The 23,237-nt window shown below is 53.4% G+C and carries 23 protein-coding genes; 4 read left to right on the plus strand and 19 right to left on the minus strand.

What is annotated here, in order from left to right; all coding sequences use genetic code 11:
• Position 1 precedes the first annotated feature (1 nt).
• Positions 2-643: a GntR family transcriptional regulator gene (locus tag IDH45_RS22420; RefSeq protein ID WP_190930366.1), complete on the minus strand. Its 642-nt coding sequence runs from the start codon at positions 641-643 to the stop codon at positions 2-4.
• Between the two features lie 79 nt (positions 644-722).
• Between IDH45_RS22420 and IDH45_RS22425 the strand changes: the two genes are divergently transcribed.
• Positions 723-1,343 (plus strand): GntR family transcriptional regulator, encoded by a 621-nt coding sequence (locus IDH45_RS22425; RefSeq protein ID WP_190930367.1) that lies wholly within the window; start codon positions 723-725, stop codon positions 1,341-1,343.
• A 252-nt stretch (positions 1,344-1,595) separates the two neighbouring features.
• On the opposite strand, the gene IDH45_RS22430 is transcribed toward IDH45_RS22425, so the two are convergent.
• The 4 genes from IDH45_RS22430 to IDH45_RS22445 form a co-directional block, all read right to left on the minus strand.
• Complete coding sequence (locus IDH45_RS22430) at positions 1,596-2,387, minus strand: excinuclease ABC subunit UvrA (RefSeq protein ID WP_190930368.1); 792 nt, start codon at positions 2,385-2,387, stop codon at positions 1,596-1,598.
• Between the two features lie 72 nt (positions 2,388-2,459).
• The gene (locus IDH45_RS22435) at positions 2,460-2,780 is read right to left on the minus strand and encodes an MATE family efflux transporter (RefSeq protein WP_223836887.1); all 321 of its coding nucleotides are present in this window, start codon (positions 2,778-2,780) and stop codon (positions 2,460-2,462) included.
• A 203-nt stretch (positions 2,781-2,983) separates the two neighbouring features.
• Entirely contained in the window at positions 2,984-4,096 is a 1,113-nt protein-coding gene (locus tag IDH45_RS22440) for a HAMP domain-containing sensor histidine kinase (protein WP_190930370.1), read from the minus strand.
• On the minus strand, positions 4,089-4,784 hold the full coding sequence (locus IDH45_RS22445; RefSeq protein ID WP_190930371.1) for a response regulator transcription factor: 696 nt from the start codon (positions 4,782-4,784) through the stop codon (positions 4,089-4,091). The genes IDH45_RS22440 and IDH45_RS22445 overlap by 8 nt, the downstream gene beginning before the upstream one ends.
• 547 nt (positions 4,785-5,331) lie before the next feature.
• Between IDH45_RS22445 and IDH45_RS22450 the strand changes: the two genes are divergently transcribed.
• The 3 genes from IDH45_RS22450 to IDH45_RS22460 all read left to right on the plus strand — a co-directional run bounded on the left by IDH45_RS22450 (position 5,332) and on the right by IDH45_RS22460 (position 7,035).
• Positions 5,332-5,508 carry a hypothetical protein gene (locus IDH45_RS22450; RefSeq protein ID WP_190930372.1) on the plus strand — a complete coding sequence of 59 codons (177 nt, stop codon included), beginning with the start codon at positions 5,332-5,334 and terminating at the stop codon, positions 5,506-5,508.
• 450 nt (positions 5,509-5,958) lie between these two features.
• Positions 5,959-6,282, plus strand: a complete 324-nt coding sequence (locus IDH45_RS35320) for a hypothetical protein (RefSeq protein ID WP_397327101.1) — start codon at positions 5,959-5,961, stop codon at positions 6,280-6,282.
• Between the two features lie 33 nt (positions 6,283-6,315).
• Positions 6,316-7,035 carry a L,D-transpeptidase family protein gene (locus IDH45_RS22460; RefSeq protein ID WP_190930374.1) on the plus strand — a complete coding sequence of 240 codons (720 nt, stop codon included), beginning with the start codon at positions 6,316-6,318 and terminating at the stop codon, positions 7,033-7,035.
• A 384-nt stretch (positions 7,036-7,419) separates the two neighbouring features.
• Here IDH45_RS22460 and IDH45_RS22465 read toward each other — a convergent pair whose 3' ends face one another.
• The 14 genes from IDH45_RS22465 to IDH45_RS22530 all read right to left on the minus strand — a co-directional run bounded on the left by IDH45_RS22465 (position 7,420) and on the right by IDH45_RS22530 (position 23,169).
• On the minus strand, positions 7,420-7,629 hold the full coding sequence (locus IDH45_RS22465) for a CDGSH iron-sulfur domain-containing protein (RefSeq protein ID WP_190930375.1): 210 nt from the start codon (positions 7,627-7,629) through the stop codon (positions 7,420-7,422).
• A gap of 262 nt (positions 7,630-7,891) precedes the next feature.
• Positions 7,892-8,794 (minus strand): dihydrodipicolinate synthase family protein, encoded by a 903-nt coding sequence (locus tag IDH45_RS22470; protein ID WP_190930376.1) that lies wholly within the window; start codon positions 8,792-8,794, stop codon positions 7,892-7,894.
• 18 nt (positions 8,795-8,812) lie between these two features.
• The gene (rbsK, locus tag IDH45_RS22475) at positions 8,813-9,748 is read right to left on the minus strand and encodes a ribokinase (protein ID WP_190930377.1); all 936 of its coding nucleotides are present in this window, start codon (positions 9,746-9,748) and stop codon (positions 8,813-8,815) included.
• Positions 9,749-9,822: 74 nt separating this feature from the next.
• Positions 9,823-10,788 carry a phosphoglycerate dehydrogenase gene (locus tag IDH45_RS22480; protein ID WP_190930378.1) on the minus strand — a complete coding sequence of 322 codons (966 nt, stop codon included), beginning with the start codon at positions 10,786-10,788 and terminating at the stop codon, positions 9,823-9,825.
• Complete coding sequence (locus IDH45_RS22485) at positions 10,788-11,618, minus strand: carbohydrate ABC transporter permease (RefSeq protein WP_190930379.1); 831 nt, start codon at positions 11,616-11,618, stop codon at positions 10,788-10,790. Before IDH45_RS22485 ends, IDH45_RS22480 begins: the two co-directional genes overlap by 1 nt.
• A gap of 10 nt (positions 11,619-11,628) precedes the next feature.
• The gene (locus IDH45_RS22490) at positions 11,629-12,501 is read right to left on the minus strand and encodes a carbohydrate ABC transporter permease (protein ID WP_223836880.1); all 873 of its coding nucleotides are present in this window, start codon (positions 12,499-12,501) and stop codon (positions 11,629-11,631) included.
• A 77-nt stretch (positions 12,502-12,578) separates the two neighbouring features.
• Entirely contained in the window at positions 12,579-13,898 is a 1,320-nt protein-coding gene (locus tag IDH45_RS22495) for an ABC transporter substrate-binding protein (RefSeq protein WP_190930380.1), read from the minus strand.
• Between the two features lie 234 nt (positions 13,899-14,132).
• Entirely contained in the window at positions 14,133-15,821 is a 1,689-nt protein-coding gene (locus IDH45_RS22500) for a response regulator transcription factor (RefSeq protein WP_190930381.1), read from the minus strand.
• Between the two features lie 33 nt (positions 15,822-15,854).
• The gene (locus tag IDH45_RS22505; RefSeq protein ID WP_190930382.1) at positions 15,855-17,555 is read right to left on the minus strand and encodes a sensor histidine kinase; all 1,701 of its coding nucleotides are present in this window, start codon (positions 17,553-17,555) and stop codon (positions 15,855-15,857) included.
• Entirely contained in the window at positions 17,552-18,886 is a 1,335-nt protein-coding gene (locus IDH45_RS22510; RefSeq protein WP_223836881.1) for an ABC transporter substrate-binding protein, read from the minus strand. The genes IDH45_RS22505 and IDH45_RS22510 overlap by 4 nt, the downstream gene beginning before the upstream one ends.
• A gap of 275 nt (positions 18,887-19,161) precedes the next feature.
• Complete coding sequence (locus IDH45_RS22515; RefSeq protein WP_190930383.1) at positions 19,162-19,707, minus strand: hypothetical protein; 546 nt, start codon at positions 19,705-19,707, stop codon at positions 19,162-19,164.
• Between the two features lie 212 nt (positions 19,708-19,919).
• The gene (locus IDH45_RS22520) at positions 19,920-20,801 is read right to left on the minus strand and encodes a dihydrodipicolinate synthase family protein (protein ID WP_190930384.1); all 882 of its coding nucleotides are present in this window, start codon (positions 20,799-20,801) and stop codon (positions 19,920-19,922) included.
• A gap of 68 nt (positions 20,802-20,869) precedes the next feature.
• Complete coding sequence (locus IDH45_RS22525) at positions 20,870-21,181, minus strand: hypothetical protein (protein WP_190930385.1); 312 nt, start codon at positions 21,179-21,181, stop codon at positions 20,870-20,872.
• 350 nt (positions 21,182-21,531) lie between these two features.
• Complete coding sequence (locus IDH45_RS22530) at positions 21,532-23,169, minus strand: FAD-dependent oxidoreductase (protein ID WP_190930386.1); 1,638 nt, start codon at positions 23,167-23,169, stop codon at positions 21,532-21,534.
• Positions 23,170-23,237 lie beyond the last annotated feature (68 nt).

The raw sequence follows: 23,237 nt of genomic DNA on the forward strand, positions 1-23,237 counted from the left end.
ATCAGAGCATAATCGTTTTCACATATTCGATATGCCGTTCGACCAGCCGTTCCGTCAGGTGCGGATCGGTGCCGGCCAGCGCTTCGCGGATTTGCCGGTGCTCCTTGATACTCCCCCACAATCTCTCTTTATTTTTGACGAACGTCGTTCGCACCGCCATTAAGAACTTGTCCTGAATGCGCGCCATAGTTTCCGTATACTCCATATTGTCAAGCCCTGAGACGATGCGCTCGTGAAAATCCCGGTCCAGCCGGACGTAAGCCGCAATATCGCCCGCTTGAATCATCCTTTCCTGCCGCTTCAAATTATCGTCCAGCTCGTCGAAAAAAGTCCGGTCCATTCTGCCGGTCAGCTTTCTGGCCGCGTAGGTCTCCAACACGAGCCGGAGCTCGTAAAGGTCCAGTATGTTTTTCAGCGAGATTTCCTGCACGATCGCCCCTTGATTCGGCGACTGCTTCACGAGCCCCATCATCTCGAGCCGATCCAACGCCGCACGAATCGGCGTATTGCTCATCTGCAGCAGATCCTTCAGCATTCGTTCCGGTATAAACGTCCCGCCCGGCCATTCCCCGCTGACGATGCGTTCGCGGATCGTCTCGAAAGCCCGTTCCTTCAACGTTTGTTGCGCTTGCTGAATCGGCATTCCGTTTCCTCCTGTACGTCCGGTTACCTTATGATGGTATAATGAATCCGAATCGCGTACAAGAGGGGGTGGCCGACAGATGAAATCGCTGTCGCTCCGAGAAACCGCTTACGAAACCATACTCGAATGGATCGTCTCCGGCCGGCTCCCGGAAGGCTCCGTCACTTCCGAGATCGCGCTGACCGGTGTGCTCGACATGAGCCGGACGCCGGTTCGGGCAGCGCTGCAGCAGTTGGAAACCGAAGGATACGTCCGCATTGCGCCCAAGCATGGGGTCCATATCGTTCCGTCCTCCGCCTGGCGGGTCGGCGACCTGCTGGAGACGTGGATCGCGCTCATACAGTTCGTATACGGGCTGCACCATAGATCGAGGAAGGCGGAGTTCGCCGAAGCCGCCTCGTTCTTGCTGCGGACGCTCGAGGAAGATACGCCGGGAACGCCTGATGCCATCAACCGCTTGGAGGGGGACATATGGCGGCAGTGGGTGGCGCTCGGTCAAAATCGGGAAATGATACGTTTGCACGATATGACAGCAGCCAAACTTCGCTGGCACCGCAACGACCGGCGATGGAGAGCGCCCCATCGGACGGAAACGGAACCGTGTCTCCGCAATCTGCTTAGAGCCGTCATCTCCTCGCCTGAGGACAGCGGTCCGGATTTTTTCGCTTATTTGCATATTCTGAAAAAAACATGGCACTGACGCTGCGAACAACAGATGAAACATTGACTCGGCAGCTTACAGGAAAACGCTAGGTCGTCCCGGCTCTTATCTGCGGCAACGGAACACAAAAAACAGTCGTTATTAAGTACACACACCAAACAACGTCTGTATTTATTGCCGCCAAGGCGGCAGGCGACGATTGAGTTCATCCGTTCTTCCATCTCCGCCAGCCGCCGATAACTGCTTCTTGATTTGTCCGAATCAAGTTTCAGATATATAGGCTCGCGGCTTTTATACAACATGCAGTGTCTGGAGACCAATCTTATGCAGGTAGATCAGCCGTGTCTCCACCTCTTCAATGATTTCACTACATCTTTCCCGTTCAAAAATATCCAGAGATAGAGGCAAATTTTTAATGAACAGAAGCAGGTCCGGGATTGGTAATCTCGAAACCTCCGAAACGGATCGTCCGCCAATGGTTATCGAAATACGCTCGGAGCTCGTTTCGCTTCCGCTACACATCGGGCATGGTTCTTGCCGGGAGAAAAAACGGATGGCTCTCAGATTCCCTCTGCTGATCGTGCCTGCATCACGCATGTATCGCAAGTCGTGAACACATCCGCGATAAAATCCTTTTAACTGCTTCTTATTGTGAACATACGGAACGGGTTCTTTTTCGTATCCGTAAAGCAGTATATCGGTAAAACGGTTATCCTGGCCGGCGAGCGGCTTCCCAAAGTCCATCCCAAGCATCTTGGCCAATTGTTTGATCATGACAACAGGACCGCAATTCGTACCCGCCCATAACAGCACGGCTCCATGCTTCAGTGACAGTTCGGTTGCGATCATACGGCTTGGATCGATTTCCCCAATGACGGCTCCTGTCCCGTCGCAAGTAAGGCAAGCCACATGCCTGCCGCTTTCTGAAGGATCCTGAAAGGGACTAGCCCCGCCAGGTAACCGGCTCTTCCCGATCTCTGCATAAAGCAATCTCATATACTCCAATACTTCCGTTATTGTACCGATCAAGGCACCAGGTCTTTTTAAGTTAAATCTTTTCATGGGGAACAGCGTACGATCCAAATGGATAACCCCTTTCAGGATTGCTTTTCAAGGATTATTACTAGGTTACATATTCCCGGTTAAATAAGTTCGTCAAACTTTGATCGTCTTCCACTTCCCCCGCCTGAAACGCACTGCAAACAAACTTGACCGAAAGCGAAGGATCGTCTCGGACACTACCGTGAACACGATCGTCATTGGCAGCATGATGAGTAAGTTCAGGTTAAAGGAGACTTGCCCCCCCCGGTTCGCTTCGTCGGAATAACCGCCGCCTATAGCCCGGGAAACAATAACTGTCGCTCCGACGTTCAAGGTTACAAACAACGCCAGAGCGAAGACTACGGGCTGGTTGGTCAAAGCAACCGCAGCGACGGCGTCCGGACTGACTCGGCTTACCATGATCATATTAAGCATGCCGATTTGGGTTGAGCAATACCATTTCTGTAAACGCCGGCCAAGCAAGGTCCCTAATCCTTCTTCCCGTTTCCTTTTTTCGGAATGGACAACTCTGTATCTTTTCCAAGTTCCGATTGTGATTCGGTGTGCGTTTTATCCACTCTCCCCGAAACCGGTTGGGCTCATGCCGGATCGTGAAGATCCGGTTGCTCCCGCGAACTTTAATGAGGCTCGCCGACTGAAGGGAACTCGAGACAGAACGAATAATATCCGTTCCGGTGGTACAAATATATGCGGCCCCCGTGTAACTCCATAATGGTCCGGTTGATCGATAATCCGAGCCCCGCCCCTGCAGCGATGCCGCTGTTGGTTCTCGACGGCTCTGCTTTATAGAAGCGGTCGAAAAGCAGTTCTTCCTGCTCGGCCGTTATCGGATCCCCCCAATTGTCCACAGCAATGATTATCCGATCTTCGCGTTGTGTCAACCGGGTTATGATTTCACCGGGTTTGATTGAGAACTTTAAAGCGTTCATAAGCAAATTATCGACAGCTCGTACCAGCATCTTCGCATCTACATGGGCCATCGCGATGTCGATCGCTTTTTCAAGCTTCACCTTTAACCCGTGCTCGCCTGCAATCGGCTCGAACTCGGTTACGACCTGTTCGATCAGCGCCCCCAGATCGATCACCGATATTTGGGGCATCAGGCCGCCGCTCGTAAACCGTGTGTATTCGAACAAATCATCAATCAGCTTTTTAAGCTGCTGCGATTTGTTAAGCGCGTTCCGTATATACCGTTTATGCTCGGACAGATCGCCGTAATCGTCCTGATGCAGTAAATTCAAATAGCCGATCACGCTCGTAAGCGGTGTCCGCAAATCATGCGAGACGTTTGTAATAAGCTCCATTTTCGATTCCTCAAGCTTGCGCTGCTTAGCGATCGTTTCCTGCAATTGCTCAGCCATATAGTTGATGTTGCGTGCCACGATACCGAGTTCATCCTGCCTCGACTCAGGCATACGGAAATCGAGATCGCCGTTGGCGATCGACATTAATCCGTCGGCCAACGTGCGCATATTATGTACGATGCTGCGCATGAACATGAAAAATAAAAATAAAAAGCTGCAAACGAAAAACGCCAGAAACAATAAATCCCCAACTGTCTCCGATAAAAATGACATATAGTATCCGATTACCGAAGTGACCCGGGTTAAATACGTTTGAATAGCCGCAGTAATTACCACCGTCAACGCAAAGCTGAGCAGAATCGCCCCGAACATTTTCAAGCGTATGCTTCTTCTCCAACTGAGGGCCGACAGCCACCTGCTACTCAATTTTGTACCCCACTCCCCATACGGTCTTGATATACCTTGGCTCACGCGGATTCATCTCGATTTTCTCGCGGATATTCCGCACATGGACCATAACCGTGTTGTCAGACGAATATTTGTCTTCCTTCCATACGTTTCGGTAGATCTGCTCAACGCTAAACACGTGTCCCCGGTGACCTGCGAGCAGCTCCAGAATCGAAAACTCAATAGGAGTAAGCGCTATTTCTTTGCTGGAGACGGTTATCCGGTGACCCATGCTATCGATGACCAGCTCGTCGATCTCGATAACCGAACAGCCGCCAGACGGTCCCGTTTCCTTTTCCGAGTACGATTGTCTTCGAAACTGGGCTTTTACGCGCGCAACCAACTCGAGCGGATTAAACGGCTTGGTGATGTAATCATCGGCGCCGGTCGTTAGTCCGGTTATTTTATCGATATCCTCGCCTTTGGCGGACAAAATGATGATCGGCACTCGCGACTTTTCCCTAATTTTGAGACAAGCTTTGATCCCGTCCATGCGCGGCATCATTACATCGAGAACGATCAGGTCAACCGATTCCCGGCCGACGATGTCAACCGCCTCCTGTCCGTCTTTCGCTTCGCAGATCCGATAACCTTCGTTTTGCAAATAAATGCGGATGACGTCGCGAATTTCCGGATCGTCATCGGTCACGAGCACCTGTTTTGGCATCCTGTCATTTCTCCTTTATAGGGAACATCCAATTGTTCGGCAGCGGTCAAGCATTTCCGTGTGCATGCATCTACGCTCTTTCCCCAATACTACAATACAAATTAAGGGAAATCTATTGGTTAACACCGCCCGTCTTTTTTAGTCCCGGTTTTCGCTTTGTCCCCTTGACCGGCGGGGATCGTGATGATGGATCGTCCTCTCCCCATTTTCTCTCTACGCGATCTCCATAAATTTTCCAACCCGCAGCGCAATGAATACGTGGTCCCAGCATCCCCCGCACCCGGTTATCGTTATGCTGAAAGGCCTGATGTAACGCGGCGGCCTCTTCGAAAGCTCTATTGAAATGGATCGTCACATCCTTCTTCCTTTCCGCTCGCTCTATGTATAAATCCTATTACTACCGAACGGATAAACGTATGGAAGCGAGAGGCCTCCGCAAAATACGGCTATTTAGCTTTTTAGCTTCTTAGCCTATACCGGTTATAAGAATCAATCCCTTTTTTAACTTTGTATCCTTCGTTTCTTCGTTGTAAGGTTGAAGCAAGGAGTGGGTACCGATGTTCCAAAGATTATGGGGAAAATTGATGTGGAGAAAACTGCGAAATCGGGTTTGGTAAAAACGGCTGCTGGAACAATGAGAGACAATAAAATCGAGCACTTCCGGCTTGCGGTCGTTGACCAGCACGGAGCTGATCTGTCGGACAAGATCCGCTTCATCCTGTGAATGAAACGGATAGTTTTAGACCGCTTGCAGACGTGAAGTTACGATTGCTTGTGTATGGTCGTGCCATTCCTGTTTTTCGTCCATCACATTGAATGACGGATGACAACCCGATCAAGGGACCATTACGGACCGATTCATGTTACAACCTCTTTCCGTGTTCTATAATCGGTTGTAATTGTTTCCTGTATCGGAAGAAGCAATGCAAGGAATATGTAAAATTGAAGATGAAATACTACTTAAAAACGAATGAAAAGGCGTAGTAAAGCACGAATCCGTTGCAGTCATGATGGCATCCGCCCAGGCAGGCTCGCCGTCTGCATCTCGCATATGGGGCCGGGTCTGACCAATCTGATTACAGGCTTGGCGATGCCTACCTGGACAAAGCGCCGGTACATGCGATAAAGGGATGCGCTGGATCTGTTGCGTTCGGCTAAACGACCTTTCCTGCTCGTGGGGAGCCGGGCTCGTTCGGCACATGAGCCTATCCGAATGTTCGCCGAAGTATGGAGATGCGGCATTGCGAACAGTTCCGGAGCCGTCGGAATCGTTCCGGATTCCCATCCGCTCATGCTAAGCGGCTTTGGCGAAGGCTGCAATCCTTTTAGCGGAATTGCTCGAAAAGGCCGATGTCGTGCTGGCTATAGAGACTTCCTTGCCGTTCTCGGCAACGTAAATTCTATCCTTTCGAATTGGATCGATGGTTTCAGTGAATACGATCGATCCGGGCTGAGAACGGCAAGTTCAGGAATGCAAACAAGGGTGGGCCGCACATAACAAAAAAGAGCGGAATGGGGCAGTTGGTGTGCTATGAATCCAACGTATAACGACAAATTCAAACCCTTTTTTTCACTGCGCCTCTTTGCGTTCGTTTGGCTGGTGGGGAGCTTGGCTTGCTTCGGGTGGACTCCATCCGCTTCGGCCGATCCGTCGCCGCCGATCGTCGCCGCTCAAGGAGAATATGCAATCGAGGTTTATCCTCAGCAGCATCGCCTTCATGTGTTAAAACATGGGAAGATCATGAAATCGTACCGGGTTGCCGTCGGGAATCCGGCGACCCCCACTCCGATCGGGGAATACAAGATCGTGTACAAAGGGGAAAATTGGGGACCTTCCTTCGGGCCGCGCTGGCTCGGACTGAATGTTCCATGGGGGCATTACGGCATACACGGGACGAACAAGCCCTTTTCGATCGGGCAGCATCAGAGTCACGGATGCATCCGGATGCTCAACCGGGATGTAATCGAGCTCTATCAGATGATTCCCCTTGGTACAAAAGTGTCGATTTACGGACACGTACTGGGCGATCTGAATCACGGACCCAGGGATTTGGCCGAAGGGGACGTTGGGGGAGACGTTCAACTGATCCAGTCCCGACTAAAGAGCGCCGGATACTTCAACGGGACATGCAACGGCAAGTTTCGCTCCGATACGACCGTTGCTCTAAAAAAGTATCAGCGGGATCACCGTTTACCTCCAAACGGAGTTGTATCGTTTCAAGTATACAGGGAAATGTGGCTGGTGGAGTAACGGGCCGCCCATTCCTCTTTTCTCCTTATGAATACAAGGATAAGTCACTAAGGATCGTCCAAAAAAACTTATAGGACGGTCCTTGGCATACAAGTCAAGACTGGGAAGCTAACCCGCATGATAGCGCCGAAAGCACGTAAGGCTGGCGGGCCCATGACGGGAGGCTGGAACGAAACGTTTAGTTCCTCTGTGGCAGCCGCGCCGATATGCTGAAATACGACCGTGCCGTCCGCTTCCTTCGTTAGCTTGATGTCCGCCATTTTCCCGGCAAAATGCCATCTTGCGGCTTGAGCACCTCCTTGATGCTGCCGGTCGCCAGATCCGGATAATAGGAATCAACCCGGTCTCTTAACGAGTCCGGGCACTTTTTGTGAGAACTTTCTCCTACTTCGCCCTCGGCTCACTCTTGAAACTGATCGACGTATGCGTGCCGTCGCAGAACGGTTTGTTGCCAGATCCTCCGCATCTGCACAGCGAGAACGATTCTTTGTGCTCGAACGGGATTCCTTCCGCGTCCACCAGCTCGACCGACCCCGTCACCCGAAGAGATCCGTTATCGTTCACCTTAATCGTCACTTTGTTTTGGTCCGCCATTCGTTTGCCTCCTAAGTTCGATTCTTACTTTAAGTATATCCGGGTTCCTGCGGAAAAAGACGAGCTGTTATCGCACTTGAATACCTGACATATACATTTACTTATCTCCATTAACTATAAACCCTATTAACTGTGTAATTTTGCACTCAAAGGACAAATGCGATGCCAGCTCGTCATCTCCTGCTATGGTGTTCTAAACAACGAAAAAACCGCCCGGTAACCAGACGGTTTGATCAATACTACCCACCTATCGTACCCGGTTTTACGCATATCCGGTCAGCGCATTCTGCTCGTCCAGTCTGCGTTTCAGATCGCCGACTTCCGCCCCTGACAGATCGAGCTGGGGCGCTCTCATGTAGCCCGCGTCGATGCCTCTGAGCTTGAGCGCTTCTTTGAAGTAGGACATGTTGCTGCCGCTCTTGAGGGTTTCGCAGTACCGGTTCGCAATCCGCTGCAGCTTTCTCGCCTGATCCAGATCGCTTGCGAGAAAAGCTTCGTATACCGCGACGAACGGTTCGGGATAGACGCACGAAACGCCGGAGATAACTCCTTTGCATCCCATCGCCAGAGCGGGCAAAAACAAACGGTCCGCCCCTTGCATGACGGAGAAATTCCCCTCTTTGATATTCATATACTCGTTCGTCCGCAAAAAGTCCGGATAGCTGTATTTGATGCCGATTACATTCGCGCATCGTGCCGCCACCTTCTCGGCGACATCGGTTTTCAAATCGTTGGCCGCACATTGTGGAATGTTGTACAAGTACACCGGGAAGCTGTCGGGCACACTCGAAGCGACCGTTACGAAATACTGTTCCAGCTCCGCGTCGTTCGCACCGAAAAACGCCGGAGTCACGACTCCGATACCGTCTGCTCCGATCTCGCTCGCATGCTTCGCCAGCTCAACCGTATCGTTCTGGGTCATCGCGCCGACATGGATAAACACCGTAACCCGGCCCGCCGCCTGGCGTACGACCGTTTCGGCGACCGCTTTGCGTTCGGCTACAGTCAATCGCAGCATTTCGCCGGTTGTACCGAGCGGATACAAACAGTGAACTCCTTTCGAAATGAGAAATTCGCTCATCTTCTCCACGCTCTCGAAATCGATCGATCCGTCCTTGCGAAACGGAGTGACCATAGCCGTCGTTACACCGTATAAATGTTTCATCTCTCGTTCTCTCCTCTTCTAAGCCGTACTATTCGTTCGCACTTGCCACAATGCTTCGACCTCTTGCCTCGTCGGCAGCGAGCTTTGGGCGCCATGCCTCGTCACGGTAATGGCGGCGGCAATTTGCGCCTGCCGGATCGCCGTGTCCGCGTCCCGGGAAGCCAAGTATCCGGCTACAAAGCCACCGATGAAGCTGTCCCCGGCCGCCGTCGTATCGACAGCGTTCACTTTACGGGCCGGATACGCTTTGATCTTGCTGCGATCGGCATAACAACAGCCTCTCTCCCCCATCGTGACGATCAAGGCGCCAACGCCCTTCTCCCCGAACAGTCGCGCCGCTCTTTCGATCGATTGCTCGTCGATTTGGTCGAGTTCTGCGATCGTTTGCAGCTCGTGTTCGTTCGGAATGAGGAAATCGACAAATTGCAGCAGCTCGTCATCCAGCTTACGGGCGGGCGCCGGATTCAACACGGTTGTTTTGCCGAGAGCTTTCGCCTTTCGTAAAGCATAAGCGACGGTCTCCAGCGGAACCTCCAGCTGAAGCACGATCATATCGCATTGCTCGATAATATCGGCGCGGCTGTCGATATCGTCCTTGGTCAACTCCCCGTTCGCTCCGGGGACAACGACGATATGGTTCCGCCCCGCCCGGTCGACGGTAACGAGCGCCACGCCGGTCGGCTGCCCGGACGACGTAAGCACGGCGTCCGTATCCACCCCGGACGCCTCGAGCGATTGCAGCAGTGCCGCCCCGTTGCGGTCCGCGCCGACTTTGCCGATCATCCGCACCGGCGTTTGCAGCTTGCCGATCGCCGCCGCCTGATTGGCCCCTTTGCCGCCCGGCGCTTCGACGAGCCCGACCCCCTGCAGCGTTTCTCCTTCCGCAGGCAGCCGCTCGACCGTTACCGCAATATCCATATTCAAACTGCCGATGACGACAGCGCTTCGTTCCATGGCTCCCTTCCTTCCTTGCGGTCACTCTGCTATGTTCCCATCCTTAGGATGACCGATACAGGCAATCGTGTGCCTTAACCGGCAACCGGATTGTCCGGCCGCTTGCCTACGAATACGTCGAGCAGAGCCTGAGCCGTAACAAGCCCGACCTGGCGGTACGTTTCTTCCGTTTCGGCAGCCGTATGAGGCGTCGTGATGATATTGTCCAGTTGAAACAGCGGATTGTCCGACGATACCGGTTCCGTTTCGTACACGTCGATTGCAGCCCCCGATATCGTTCCCGACTTCAGCGCGCGGTACAGCGCCCCTTCGTCGACGAGCGCCCCTCTCGCCGTATTGATGAAATAAGCTCCGCGCTTCATCGCTCCGAACCGTTCGTCATTCATCATATGGCGCGTATCCGGTAGGCTCGGCAAATGCATGCTGACGATGTCCCCGCGCGCCAGCGCCTCCTCTGCGCTGACGAGCTCGACGCCGAGCTCCGCGGATTTCGCAGCAGTCGGGTATTTGTCGTAGGCGATAATCTCGACGTCGAATCCGCTCAGCTTTTTGGCGACCATCTGGGCGATGTTGCCGAAGCCGAGCAGGGCGACCGTTTTGCCCGCAAGCTCCCCGCCGACGTGGCGGTCCCAATACCCCCGCCGGGCCGACTGATGCAGTGCCGGAATGCTGCGGATCAGCGCCAGCAGCAGCCCGACAGTCAGCTCGGCGACGGCGTTCGCATTCCCTCCCGGTACATTCGTCACCTGAACGCCGTATTCGCGCGCTTTGGCCAGATCGATATTGTCGACGCCTACGCCGAACCGGGCGATCGCCTTCAGCTTCGGCGCCAGCTTGAACACCGCTTCGTCCCACGTATCTACACCGGCCACGACGCCGTCGATATCCGCAACAAGCGGAGCGAGCTCCTCGAACGTATGCGGACGTCCGACCTTGTTCTCGATCACTTCGCAGCCGCCCTCCTCGAGTAGCCGCTTCGCTTCCGCGCACAACCGCGAATAATTCGTCGCGGTCACCAGCACTTTTTTCAGTTCGCCCATTATTTGACTCCTCCTACGGTCATGCCGCTAACCATATATTTAGAAGTGAATAGGTACATAATGACAACCGGGATCGAGGCGAGAATCGAACCGCCCATCAGCGGCCCCCAGGCGAAGACGTCCCCGACGATCATATCCGACAGCCCGAGCGTCAGCGTCTTGTCCGAGCCTTTCGTCACTACGACCAGCGCATACAAATATTCACTCCAACAAAGCGTAAACGAAAAGATAAACGTCGCCGCGATTCCGGGAGCGGCCAGCGGGAAAATGATGCTCCACATCGTTCGCACCCGGCTGCATCCGTCGATCATTGCAGCCTCCTCGATTTCGACCGGAATCGATTTGAAATACGAGATCAGCATCCAGGTCGCATACGGAATCGTAATCGTCGGATAAATAATCATCAGCCCGTAGATCGAATTATTAACGCCGATCAGCGAGACGAGCATATACAGCGGGATGAACAATACGGCGCGAGGCATCAAATAAGCGTACAAAATGCCTCGGGAGACGACGCTTCTGCCGCGAAAGCGCAGCTTGGCGATCGCATAAGCGGCCAGCATGCTGATCGCGATCGAACCGAGCGCGACGAAAACGGAAACGATCAGCGAATTTTTCACGTTCAGCAAAAATCCTTTCTCCGTCAACAGCTTCTCGTACGCCGACCAAGTAAACCGTTCCGGCCAAAACGTCGGAGTCATCCGATAAATCTCGGCGTTCGATTTGAACGACGTATTAAACATCCAGTAAAGCGGAAACAAAGCGAAAATTAACATGACGGCCAAGGTAGCGTATACGACTATCCGGTTCGCGATCGATCTATGTTCCATCTGCCATCACCTACTCATTCGATGAAAGCGAACGCTTCGTGACGAAGTTGATCAGCATGATCAGCGGAGGCATCGTCATGATCGCGATTGCGATCGCTTTCCCCAAGCTCATATTCAAAAATCCAATCGTGTAGCTAAGCGTAGACAGCACCTGCGTCCCGTTCGACGGCCCGCCGCGCGTAAGCAGCCAGATGATCTCGAAATCGTTCAGCGTCCAGATCGTCGTCATCACGGCCGCAAGCACCGTCACTTCCTTCACCGAAGGCAGCGTCATGTAGAAAAACCGCTTGATCGCCCCGGCTCCGTCAAGCATCGCCGCTTCGTACATTTCTTTGGACAGTGTCTGCAGTCCAGCCAAGATGGCGATCCCCATAAACGGGATTCCGCGCCAGACGTTGACCAGAATGACCGAAAACATCGCCAGATCGGGACTGGCGAGCCAGCCGACCGGCTGTGAGATCAGGTGCGTCTTGAGCAGCAAATAATTAAGCACGCCGCCCACATCGGAATAGATCCATTGCCAAGTAAATACGGAAACGATCGTCGGAATCGTCCACGGTAAAAACAGCAGTACCCGGAATACGTTACGGAAAACGATTTTTTCGTTCAGTACGAGCGCCATAATCATGCCGAACACCGTCTTGCCGATGACAGCCACCAGGGTAAACACCGCCGTGTTCCAGACCGCTTTCCAAAAGAGCGAGTCTTTGACGAGCTCGATGTAATTGCCGAGTCCGATAAACGTGGCGTTATTGCCGACAACCTTATTCGTAAAGCTGAGGTATAGCGCCCAACCGAACGGAATGACCATCACGGCAAGCAAGTAAATCAATACGGGACTCATCAGTGCATACGCCAGCTTGTTGTCCGTGTTCGTTCTCAAGTGAAATCCCGCCTAACTGTAGACTGCGGACAAACCGCGCAAGATGCCGGTCCGTCCCGCAGTCTGGATTTGGTCGATTACTTTTTGTAAATCTCTTCGATTTTGGTCTGCAAATCTTTGATGGCCGTCTCCGGCGAATAGCTCGGCTCAAGCAGTAGCTTCTGGAACGTATCGTTCACGACGCGCAGGTTGAACGCTTCGCCCGCTTTCGGGTTGTATTCGCCCGGATAACCGAGGAAGGAGAACCCTTTTACCGAATCGACGAACGCTTTATTTCTTTCGTCCTGCCAGATCTGCTCGCCCGTCAGCTTCGTATAAACCGGACCGGTAAGCGGCGCGCCTTTTTCAATCCACGTCTTGTACCAGTCGGTCGCGAGCATATACTCGACGAACTGCTTGGCCAGTTCTTTGTTTTGCGAATCTTTAAAAATGCCGAGGTTGTTGCTGATTCCCGGAATAAATGTCCCTTTCGGCCCGGCCGGGTAAGGTGCGATTCCCGTCTTCTCATACAAGTCAGGGTTGTCCTTTTTGATCGTGCTGAGCAAGCTTCCGACGTTAAATACCATCGCGGCCTGGCCGCTCAAATACGCTTTGTTGTTGCCGCTGTCGTCCCAGCCGATCGCACTTGGAGGCGTGCTTTTGTCGGTCATGAAGATGTCGCGGATGAACTTCGTCGCTTCGATCGTTTCCGGCGAATTCGCGATGACCGTCTTGCCGTCCTTCGTATCGAGCGAGCCGCCGTACGACCAGATGATGCCGCGGGTGAGGAATTCGGCGTCGGAGTTGCCCTTGCCGTAGCCCATGCCGGCGCCGTACACGCCTTTGCCCGGATCGGTCAGCGCCTTGGCCATCTTGCGGAACTCGTCCCATGTTTTGGGAGGAGCGTCGAAGCCGGCGTTTTTCAGCATATCTTTGCGGTAATACAGCACTTGCGATTCGGTCCAAAACGGGATCGCGTATTGCTTCCCTTGGAAGGTGATCGCCTTTTTCATGCTGGCCTGCAGCTCGCCGTTTTTGCTTTCGATCGATTTGACCAGATCGGTCGTATCCTCAAGCACGCCCTTGGCGTAAAATTGGCCGATTTCCTGATAGCCGAAAAACGAGATGTCCGGTACGGTCCTCGATTCGATAGCAGCGGACCATTTCGGGTAAAAGTCTTCATAAGCGATCAATTCGATATTGACGTTGACGTTGTGTTCGGTTCCGAACTGTTTGGCCCGCTCTTGCACAAGCTTGTTTTGGTCCTCGAACAGCTGCTTTTTCATCCAGAATGTAAGCGTCGGCTTGGATTTGTTGTCGGCAGCCGTATCTCCCGCCGTCTGGCCTCCCGTGCTGCATCCTGCAGCCAGCGCCGCAAGCAGCGACACCGCCGCCCCCTTCTTGATCCATCGATTCATTCGTGGTGACCTCCCGTAGTAGCGATCGCCATAAGCGTCGCCTTTATAGTCGGGGCTTCCGATTCTTCCGCCGTCGCGGGCCCGAAAACCTCTTGTCTTCATAGTAAAGCGTTTCCCCTTCGCTTAAAATGACAACTATTTAACCGCGATGATACTAATTTAACGAGATCGCGGCAGTCGGTTCGGGTACGTCAAAAAGCGGCTTCATCCAGTTGAGGACGAGCCGCTTCCCGCTTACAATTCGCCGACCGTTTCAAGCTTCTGGCGAAACTCTTGCGGTGTGACCGAATAATATTTTTTGAACACTTTGATAAAATAGTTTGGGTTCTGGTAACCGAGCCGCAGCGCAACCTCGTAGTTTTTCAGCGCCGGATCGGCAAGCAGCACGGCTGCCTTCTCCATTTTCAGGCGCAGCACGAAATCGCTCAAATTTTCTCCGGTTTCCAGCTTAAAGATTCGCGACACATGAACGGGGTGCATATACATCGAGTCGGCGATCGTCTGCAGCGACACGTCGTCCACCAGATGCTTTTCCACAAAATGCTTGATTTTCCGTACGGCGTTCTCCCGGTCGTTGCGCGTCTCGCTCTCCATGCATTGCTGCAGCAGCTCCAGCGACTGGAACGTCCATTGTTGAAACGATTCCAACGAGCGGATCGGGGTCAAACCCGTCACGTCGGACAGCAAAGGACCGATCATATCGGTCAAATGCCGGCCGTTTTTGTGCGCGAACGAGCTGAATGAGGAATAGATGGAGAAAAACGCCTCTGTCACATGCTCCCTGGAATCGGCCCACTTCGAGCTCAGCTCCTCCCAAGCGCCGGTCAGCTTGTCGCGTGTCCGCTCGAAGTCTCCGGACTCGAGCAGATGAACGAGCATCGGCGGTTCGTTCAGCCGCTGCAGTGCATGGACCGGCATCCGCTCGAGCTCATCCGACACATAGATGAGCAGTCCGCTTTGATGACCGACTTGTCTGCGCATCGACAGCAGGATTTCTTCGTACAAGCGTTGTATATCGAACGGGAACGAACCCCAGCGGCTAATAAGGACGGAGACGCTCCCTTTCAAATACCGCGTCACCCCAAGCTGCAGCTGGGACGCGATCGACTGGAGCCGGCTTTCCGCCGGTTCGGTTGGCCGCTCCGCGGATTGCGTCGGCGGCGCCGGCAGCTCGCTCTGCTCCGGGCTGCTGTCCCGCCGTTCCCGCAGTGTGACCAGAAATACGAGATAACCGTGTATATCCTTGCAGCTCCATAGCCGGAACTCGTCCTCGAACAGCTCTTCCGCCATATTGACGACCGCGTATTCCATCAGCGACAAGCTGTAAAAATCGAGCTCGGTCAGCCGGTCTTCCAGCCTGCACAGCAGCAGCGCGAACCGTTCGTCCGTCGCCATCTCGATTTTGAGCGATTCCAGCTTGTGCCCGAGCTTGTCCGGCGACAGCTTCGTTCCTTGCAGCAGATCGGCGAGAAGATCGCCGCGCAGCTTCGGAAGATGCTCCTGGAACGCTTTGACGACACGCTCGTACGCCCGGTTCTCATCCCGTTCCCTCCGCAGCTCCGCGACCAGCTGGCCGGCCTTGGCCAACACTTCATCGTCGCCGACCGGCTTCAGCAAGTATTCATGGGCGTCGTGCCGGATGGCCTCTTGCGCATAAGAGAATTCCGCATGGCCCGACAGCAGGATGCATTTCACCCATTTCCATTCGCGGCGGACGAGCGCCAGCAGCTCAAGCCCGTTCATGCCCGGCATGCGGATATCAGTCATCATGATATCGATCGTATTCGTCTTCAGCACTTCCAGAGCTTCACTGCCCGAATAAGCTTTAAATACGGCGGAAATGCCGATTTCCCGCCAAGGCAGCGTATCCGCCAAGCTGTCTACCACACTCGCTTCGTCATCGACGATCAACAGTTGAAACATCTGAATCCCTCCTAATCGGCCCATAAGCTCCGGTCACGGCGTATCCTGCCGCTCCTCCCATACCAGCTCCACGCGCAAGCCGCCGGATTCGGAGCGGCCAAAGATCAGCCCCGACCTTCCGCCGTATTTATGCACGAGACGCTGATGCGTGTTCCACAGGCCGAACCCGGTCTCCTCGTCTTGGGGCGACACGACTTTACGCTGCAGCTCCGCAATCTGCTCCATCGACAGGCCGGGACCGTTATCTTCAACGACGATCCATCTCACCTCGTCTTCCTGCATGCCCGTAATCGTAATTAAGCCGAAGCGGGCGCTGTTTTCCACACCGTGTACGATCGCATTTTCCACAAGCGGCTGGACGAGCAGGCGCGGAATGTCCAGGGACAGCATCGGCTCGGGAATGTCGATCTCGTAATGAAACCGCTGCATGCGCATCGTCTGGATCGTCAAATAGTTTTCGATCAGCTTCATTTCTTCGGCCAAAGACGCCGTGGGTTTCTCGAGGCGGGTCGAATAGCGGTAATACTCGCCCAGGTTAAGCGCCATGGCGGAAACCGCATCCTTATCGCCCAAGTTTGACATGTTTTTAATATAAAACAGGCAGTTGTACAAAAAGTGCGGATTAATTTGCGACTGCAGCTGCTTAAGCGTCGCCTCCTTCGAACGGAGCGTCTCCTTGTACACTTTCTCGATCAAATCGCCGATCTGCCTGGCCATCTCGTTGAAGCTGCCGAACAGAAAGTCGAATTCGTTGTTCGGCTGACGTTTCAGCCTGGCCGAATATTGGCCGTCCTTGATCCGCTGCACGCCCTGGATCAGCATCCGGATCGGCCGCTGCACGTTCCGGTACAGTAGCAGCGTCACCAATACGGCGAGCGCCATCAGCAGACATATCGAAGCGTAAAACAAGTTCCGGCTTGTGACGATCGGCGCGAACACGGACTGAAGCGGGACGATATCGACGAGAAACCAGCCAAGACTTTCGGAGCGGATGTAATTCACGATATAGGTGCCATCCTGCAGTCCAACCGTCATGCTGCCTCCATGCGGGGATAACTCCGTCCTGTCCAGCCGCTCCGCGATCCGGTCGATCAGCGTACGATTGGCCGTGTAGCTGATGATCGGCTCCATCCCGGCATGGTACAGGAACGGTTCGTGTTCGCCGCCTTGCTTGAGCAGGTTCAGCATATTCCGCAGATTGTCGTCGGTAAACCGCACCTCAACGAGCAGATTAGGGATATCGCTTTCCTTGATCCGGGAAAAAAACGTTTGCGTAATCCCGAACGTAACCGCGCTCCGGTGCGACCATAGTTTCCATTGCGGGTTACGGATATAGGCCTCGTCGTATTGGACCGAATAATCGGTCGATAATATTTCTTTGGAATCGAGCACATACAAAATAATCTGGTTGTTCCAGGCGCTTGTCGCAATCTGCATATTGAGCATCTCGACGATCCGGTTGCGCCGCTGCATCTGCACGACCCGCGAATCTTCGCTTCTGCCCTCCAAATATTCCTTGATACTGTAATCGCGGCTAGCTGTTACCGAATATTTCGTCAATTGATCGATCATCATTTCCATCTGGCTCATAAAAAAGGCGAGTCGGTTTTTGTTGCCGGCTTCGATCGTGTCGCGTACGACGCTCACACTGACCTGATTGGAGTATCCGTACAGCAGCATGATCGGAATGAGCAGCGAGACGAGCAGCAAAATAATTTTCCCGAACGTATTCATGGGCTTCGCTCCTTGTCGATGAGCGCTTGAAAATCGCGGTTCGCCTTGTCGGCTGCGGCCTGGATATCTTCGTCCAGCAGTCCTTGAACGACGATATCGCCTATCAGATCACGAGCCGCCCCTACATCGACGACCTTCGGGCGGTCATGACCGACACCGATGCGCATCGATTCCGTTACGACGGCAATGTACGATTCCGGAAAACCCGACATGCCATGCGGATCGCTCCAGACGGACTGACGCGCGCCCGGATTTCCCAATTGCTGCGTCTTCATCACAATGTCCTTACTGGTCGCCCAGCGGATAAATTGCCAGGCGGCCTCCTTCCGGTCCGATGCCACGTTCATTCCCAGGCCCCAGGCGGTAATGCTGTACGGTCTTGCGCCTGCCTGACCGGCCGGGAACGTGGCGAAACCGACCTTGTCCTTGATGGATGATTGCTCGGAGCCGATCGCGATCGAATAGATCGCGCTTGCGTCCGTGTAAAACGCCGCTTTTCCCTGCGAGAACAAACCTGCTGCTTGCTGCCAGCCCATGTTGAAAACGCCGGAAGGACCGTATCGCTTGAGCATCGTAACGTAACGGCCGATCCCTCTGACCGCTTCGGGGGTATTAATCGCTGCCATGCCGTTTTGCTGAAAATCGCCTCCCTCCGAATAAAGGAAGGAAGACAATTGGGTTACAAGCGCGTTCCGCTGTCCGCGGGCTACGAAACCGTATACGCCTCCTGCCGGATCGTGCAGCGCCCTGGCGGCCGCCTCCAGCTCATCGAGCGTGCGCGGAACGGACAATCCGGCTTCCTCAAGCAAATCTTTGCGGTAGTACAAAATCTGCTGTTCCGTCGACAACGGCATAGCCGCAATCGAACCGTCCAAGGTGACGGATTCGATGGCGACCTGCGAAAAATCGGCGAAGTCGTATCCCGCGTCACCATTGACAAACCGGTTTAGCGGCTCCAGCGTACCGCTTACGCCGAACGATCTCAGCTCTTCCAGCGGCCGCAGCATAAAGACGTCCGGGTTGGCGCTGCCCGCCGCAAATTGGACGGACAGCCTCTGGCTGAGCTGCTCGTTCGTAAAGCTCGTTAAGTCGACCTTAAGTCCGGTTTTGGCCTCGAATTCCGGCAGCAGCGCACGAATCGCATCAGCCGCCGGACTATTGCCCATATATACCGTAATGCTTCTACCAAGAAGCGATTCTCCCAAGCCGTCTGAGCCGGGAAATCCCGGCTGCCCGCCGTCGCCGCGACAGCCGGCCGTCCATGCCGCAAGTAGCGACAAGATCGCGATCGTTAAATAAACCCGGAAGCTGAGTTTGCGAATACGTATCATAAGAAGCGGTCTCCCATTGTTTTTTCCGGATAATCCATTATAAGAATAGCTTGTCCCGGTTTGAAAATGGTATTTATTTAACAACCGCTATACATTTTTAGCGGATTTCTAGATTTTCAGACTACCGCAAAAAGGGCAGCACCGGATCGACACATCCAAGTCTGCCCTGCGATTTGTTTTAGTGGTACCCTTGGCAGGATTCCATAAACGATTACGGAACGTTTAAGGCCACCCCTTTAGCGGAATGGCCCTCTCTCGGTATGTAAAAGTGCAGACTACTTTCCTACATACATCCCGTAATCCAATATCACATTCTCCTGATCGTCCGGAGTCGTAAACCGCGGATGGTTGTATCGCTCAAAAAACCACCACCACTTCTCTTCCGGGCCTTTAAAATCATCACGGAAATGCCCCATTTGGTTTTCCTGCAGTTTGGCCATGCACCGGTTATGAGGCTCCTGCCCGTATAATTCACCGTTATTCGAATTTCCGTAAATCCAGCAAATCCCCACGTCCCCTTCCGGGATATCGATGGAATCGAAATGCTCGGGGACAGCCGTTTGTTCCGGGAAAAAGACGCCGATCCAGTATTGGAAGCTGTTAGCTTTGTCCGAACAACCCATCAAGCCTAAATATCCGTTCTCGATCCCTTGAAGGACACCTAGCTGTTCAAGCTGCTGGAACCAGCCCTTTTGAAACCATTCCCTCCATTTGTGGCCATAACCGCCGTCAGATCCCCGATCCGCATCCGTGTAACATTTGCCTATGAATCGCAGTGAGGGTAAATGTTCTTTGCAAACCTTGATAATCTCGGCTCCCAATGTATAGCCTCCCTTAATCCGCTATCGTTCCCGTTCTATTGTAGCATGTTTTTGCACCGGTAACTTCGTAATCCGCAGGAAACGGCACTGGATCAATAGCTGTATACAAAAAAATAATCCGCGATGTACGCGGACCCATAGTGGTGCAACTTCTGTTTGGTATCGGCAACTCTTCTTAGTAGAGTCATTTAATCCGTTGGTATCCGGAACTGCTAGATCAGCGCCAGCCGCTGCATGCATTCACGCACCTTTTCCTGCTGCTCCGGGCCGATCGGCTGCATGTAATCGGGATGAAACGTCCCTTCGAATCCGAGCAAATTCATCGCATGTGTAAAGGCCGGGAAAACGCCGACTTCGACAAACGTATCCCGCAGCAGCAAAATCCCGTCCAGACACCGAGCCGCCGCTTCGTTGTCCCCGGCCTCGAGCGCCTTATACATGGCAGTGGTTAAAGAGGCGGTACAGCTGAACATGCCGTCCAAATTGTCGCGAATTCCGTAAGTGTACGCCGCATCGAACACATCGAGGCCGCTGAACATGATGCGAAAATCGGGATTGACAGTCGGCTGCAGTCTAGACAACACTCTCGCTGTTGTCAGATCGCCGGTTTTGATGCCGCCGATGTTCGGCACCTTCATCAGCTTTTCCGCCGTTTGAACCGAAATTTTGCTCTGCGTCACAACCGCCAAATCATACAAATAAACCGGATATGGCGAAGAAGCGGCCAACGACGTGAAAAAGTTGACGATATCGGCTTGTGTCAGCGGGTAATAATACGGCGTCGTGGCGACAACTCCATCGATCGCAAGCCCGTCGAGCCGATCCATCCGTTCTTGGACCCGTCCGATCGAATTGTCCATTACGCCGATAAGCACCGGGCAAGCGCCTCTCGCCTCTTCGACGGCGATTCTGGCGATGTCGGCCGTTTCACCGCCGCGGATATAGGGCTGCTGCCCCATCGATCCCATAACGAGCAACCCGGCTGCTCCTGCTTCAATTTGATCCGCGACGTGACGCCGCAAGCTTCCTGCGATCAATCGTCCATTCTCGTCCAGAGGCGTACCCAATGCCGGAAAAAAGCCTTGTTTTCCCATGTATGTTCTCTCCCTATTCGGCTCCAGGCCGTTTGATATCTATGTGCGCCGGTTTATCACCGGACCGCTCACTTTCCTTGCTCGGTCGCGATACGCTTATCTACACGCTCTCCCGCTTCCCTTAATACGGTGTTCACATCTTGACCGGCCAAATGATCCTTGAGCGCAGTCGTCATCTCCGAATTGCCGATGGTCAGATAAGGGGTGATCGTTAACGGAGCATACGTCCGAGGGATTAGCGCCTTCACGTTTTTCCTCTGAAAACCGGGCAAATCGGCGCCGAATGTCTGCATCAGCTTATTCGGGTCTTTCGCCACCGGCAAAATGGCCGTCGTCTTACCTAACCACTCCTGGAATTCATCCGATGCGATAAAGGCCATTTGACCGCCATCGACTTGCACGCTTGATTCGAAGGATCACAAAAAATGGAGTAAACATCTCCTTCCTCAATATATATTATGGTCTGACCAAAAATAGGATAAGATCCGAACGCATTTGCATAAGTTTTATTGCCTGATGGTCATACCATAATATCCTTATTTGCATTTAGCATACAAGGTCTATCCCGGATCGTCAACAAGTTTTTATCTCTTAAGTTTCTAACTCTTCAGTTGCCTGGCCTTCCACATTCAGACCGGTTCCTTTATACGGGCCTGCTACGATTCTGCATATAACAACAAAATCAATCCCTTCCCGGTCAAAACGGGCGAGTGGGATTGATTTTGTTACTCTACATGGCCCGGATGTCCGGCCAACTCAGTTCAACTCCCGCTTTCGTCAAGAGTTGCTGGAAATCTTTAAGCGCGTCGGAATGATTTCGAACTGCGCTGGGTTGTAGTTGCTTGTCGATGCAATAACTTGCCAAATATCCGACAGCTTCCCCAATGTTCCATTCGACGGGATGCAACCGGTAGCATCCGTTCGTAATATGGGTGACGCCGAGATTTTTGCAGGCGGGAAGCAAATTTTGCATACGAACCGGAATTAGCGCCCCTAGCGGGATTTGAAACGGTAAGCACGAAATATCGATATAATGCCTGTTTCCCGTGCTCGGATGGAGGTCGATGCGGTAACAACCGATCCCTACAGAATCATGAAAATGTTCCGCGCGTCCGTCTTTTCTCTCGTCCGGGCTAATATGCTGCTCCAGTACGGTATATTCAGCCTTGATACGCCTGGATTCCCGAATATACGGATACATCGCAAGCCCATCCTCCGTACCGACCACATCTTTGCGCAGTCTCAAGCCGGGGTAACCGATCTTGCCATCGGGGCGCGGAGCTTCCGTCTGCATCCAGTACAGAAGAGACAGACTTAGCTGTTTGGCGCTTTCCAAATGTTTGTTGCGCTCCTCTTCCGGTACGTCGATAATCGGACCGAGCCAGTAGTCGTTCTGCTGCCAATTCACAATGGTGATGTCGCTGGAATAAGCTCCTTCCGTAAAATTCGTCTTATCGAGAATCCTGCGGTAACGCCATAAATCCGCTGTATGGGTAAATATGCCAAACTCGCGCGGTTGAAGCGTCCGGGGGAGAACACCGGTCCAACTACGCAATTTACCGGGCCAAAAATCGGCTTCATACGACCGCCAAAACGAATAATCTCTCGGCCGCTCGATCGTATGGTTTTCCCCCTCGAAGTGATCCATAGCGAAGCAATACGTGAACGCCTGCATATCCATCGGCAGCGGATCGCCATCCACGGCATGCGGCTCTCCCGTCTGGCTGATGGATTCCGCTCCCGTTACATACTCCGTTCCGGTCATCGGCAGCAAATCCCCGCATTCGGTCGCGTCCAGGAAAAACGCGGCGACAATGGTCTCCTCCCGACCACTCTCCGTATGGCGTACCGTAACCGCTTGAACTGAGTCCCCTATGGCTTCCGCCCGGATCGGAACACGTCGCATGAGCAGTTTTAGCTTCCCGCTGTGCACATAAGGGGCAAGCATCTCATGAAGCACGGCAAGCGCTACGCGAGGTTCGTGGCACAGCCTGCTTACCGATCCGTTGCCCGGATTCAGGTTCGGTTTGCGGGTCGCCTCGATCGTCAAAGGGAAAGTTCGCCGATAATAGCTGCGAATCCCTTCACGTAAATTTCTGTAGCTGCGTGTACAGCCGAACTGCTCGATCCACCTGTGCTCGTCCGGCGGGACCGCCTGGCTTGTCAATTGCCCTCCGAGCCAATCCGTCTCTTCCGTTATCACTACCGTTTTTCCGGCTGCCGCAGCAGCCAGCGCAGCGGCGCAACCGCCGAGACCGCCTCCGATGACCGCAACATCCGCATGAATTTCCAGACCCGGACGGTTTGCCGTATATCGTCGCTCTTCCACTTCGTTTCCCTCATTTCTCCTATTGATCCTATGATACATCGCTTCGTACCGTGACCCTGCCTTCGAACAAACCGTCTCAGCTGATACGTTGTATGGAACTTGTGCTT

This window comes from Paenibacillus oceani, from assembly GCF_014705615.1.
In the GTDB taxonomy this organism is placed as follows: domain Bacteria; phylum Bacillota; class Bacilli; order Paenibacillales; family NBRC-103111; genus Paenibacillus_AB; species Paenibacillus_AB oceani.

Excerpts from the sequence above, each read along its gene's own strand:
- IDH45_RS22485 (WP_190930379.1), bottom strand. The coding sequence starts at position 11,618 with ATGGAACATAGATCGATCGCGAACCGGATAGTCGTATACGCTACCTTG.
- IDH45_RS22530 (WP_190930386.1), bottom strand. The coding sequence starts at position 23,169 with ATGTATCATAGGATCAATAGGAGAAATGAGGGAAACGAAGTGGAAGAG.
- IDH45_RS22445 (WP_190930371.1), bottom strand. The coding sequence starts at position 4,784 with ATGCCAAAACAGGTGCTCGTGACCGATGACGATCCGGAAATTCGCGAC.
- IDH45_RS22520 (WP_190930384.1), bottom strand. The coding sequence starts at position 20,801 with ATGGGAAAACAAGGCTTTTTTCCGGCATTGGGTACGCCTCTGGACGAG.
- IDH45_RS22420 (WP_190930366.1), bottom strand. The coding sequence starts at position 643 with ATGCCGATTCAGCAAGCGCAACAAACGTTGAAGGAACGGGCTTTCGAG.
- IDH45_RS22505 (WP_190930382.1), bottom strand. The coding sequence starts at position 17,555 with ATGAATACGTTCGGGAAAATTATTTTGCTGCTCGTCTCGCTGCTCATT.
- IDH45_RS22465 (WP_190930375.1), bottom strand. The coding sequence starts at position 7,629 with ATGGCGGACCAAAACAAAGTGACGATTAAGGTGAACGATAACGGATCT.
- IDH45_RS22470 (WP_190930376.1), bottom strand. The coding sequence starts at position 8,794 with ATGAAACATTTATACGGTGTAACGACGGCTATGGTCACTCCGTTTCGC.
- IDH45_RS22525 (WP_190930385.1), bottom strand. The coding sequence starts at position 21,181 with ATGGCCTTTATCGCATCGGATGAATTCCAGGAGTGGTTAGGTAAGACG.
- IDH45_RS22495 (WP_190930380.1), bottom strand. The coding sequence starts at position 13,898 with ATGAATCGATGGATCAAGAAGGGGGCGGCGGTGTCGCTGCTTGCGGCG.
- IDH45_RS22500 (WP_190930381.1), bottom strand. The coding sequence starts at position 15,821 with ATGTTTCAACTGTTGATCGTCGATGACGAAGCGAGTGTGGTAGACAGC.
- rbsK (WP_190930377.1), bottom strand. The coding sequence starts at position 9,748 with ATGGAACGAAGCGCTGTCGTCATCGGCAGTTTGAATATGGATATTGCG.
- IDH45_RS22425 (WP_190930367.1), top strand. The coding sequence starts at position 723 with ATGAAATCGCTGTCGCTCCGAGAAACCGCTTACGAAACCATACTCGAA.
- IDH45_RS22480 (WP_190930378.1), bottom strand. The coding sequence starts at position 10,788 with ATGGGCGAACTGAAAAAAGTGCTGGTGACCGCGACGAATTATTCGCGG.
- IDH45_RS22510 (WP_223836881.1), bottom strand. The coding sequence starts at position 18,886 with ATGATACGTATTCGCAAACTCAGCTTCCGGGTTTATTTAACGATCGCG.
- IDH45_RS22435 (WP_223836887.1), bottom strand. The coding sequence starts at position 2,780 with ATGCTTAATATGATCATGGTAAGCCGAGTCAGTCCGGACGCCGTCGCT.
- IDH45_RS22460 (WP_190930374.1), top strand. The coding sequence starts at position 6,316 with ATGAATCCAACGTATAACGACAAATTCAAACCCTTTTTTTCACTGCGC.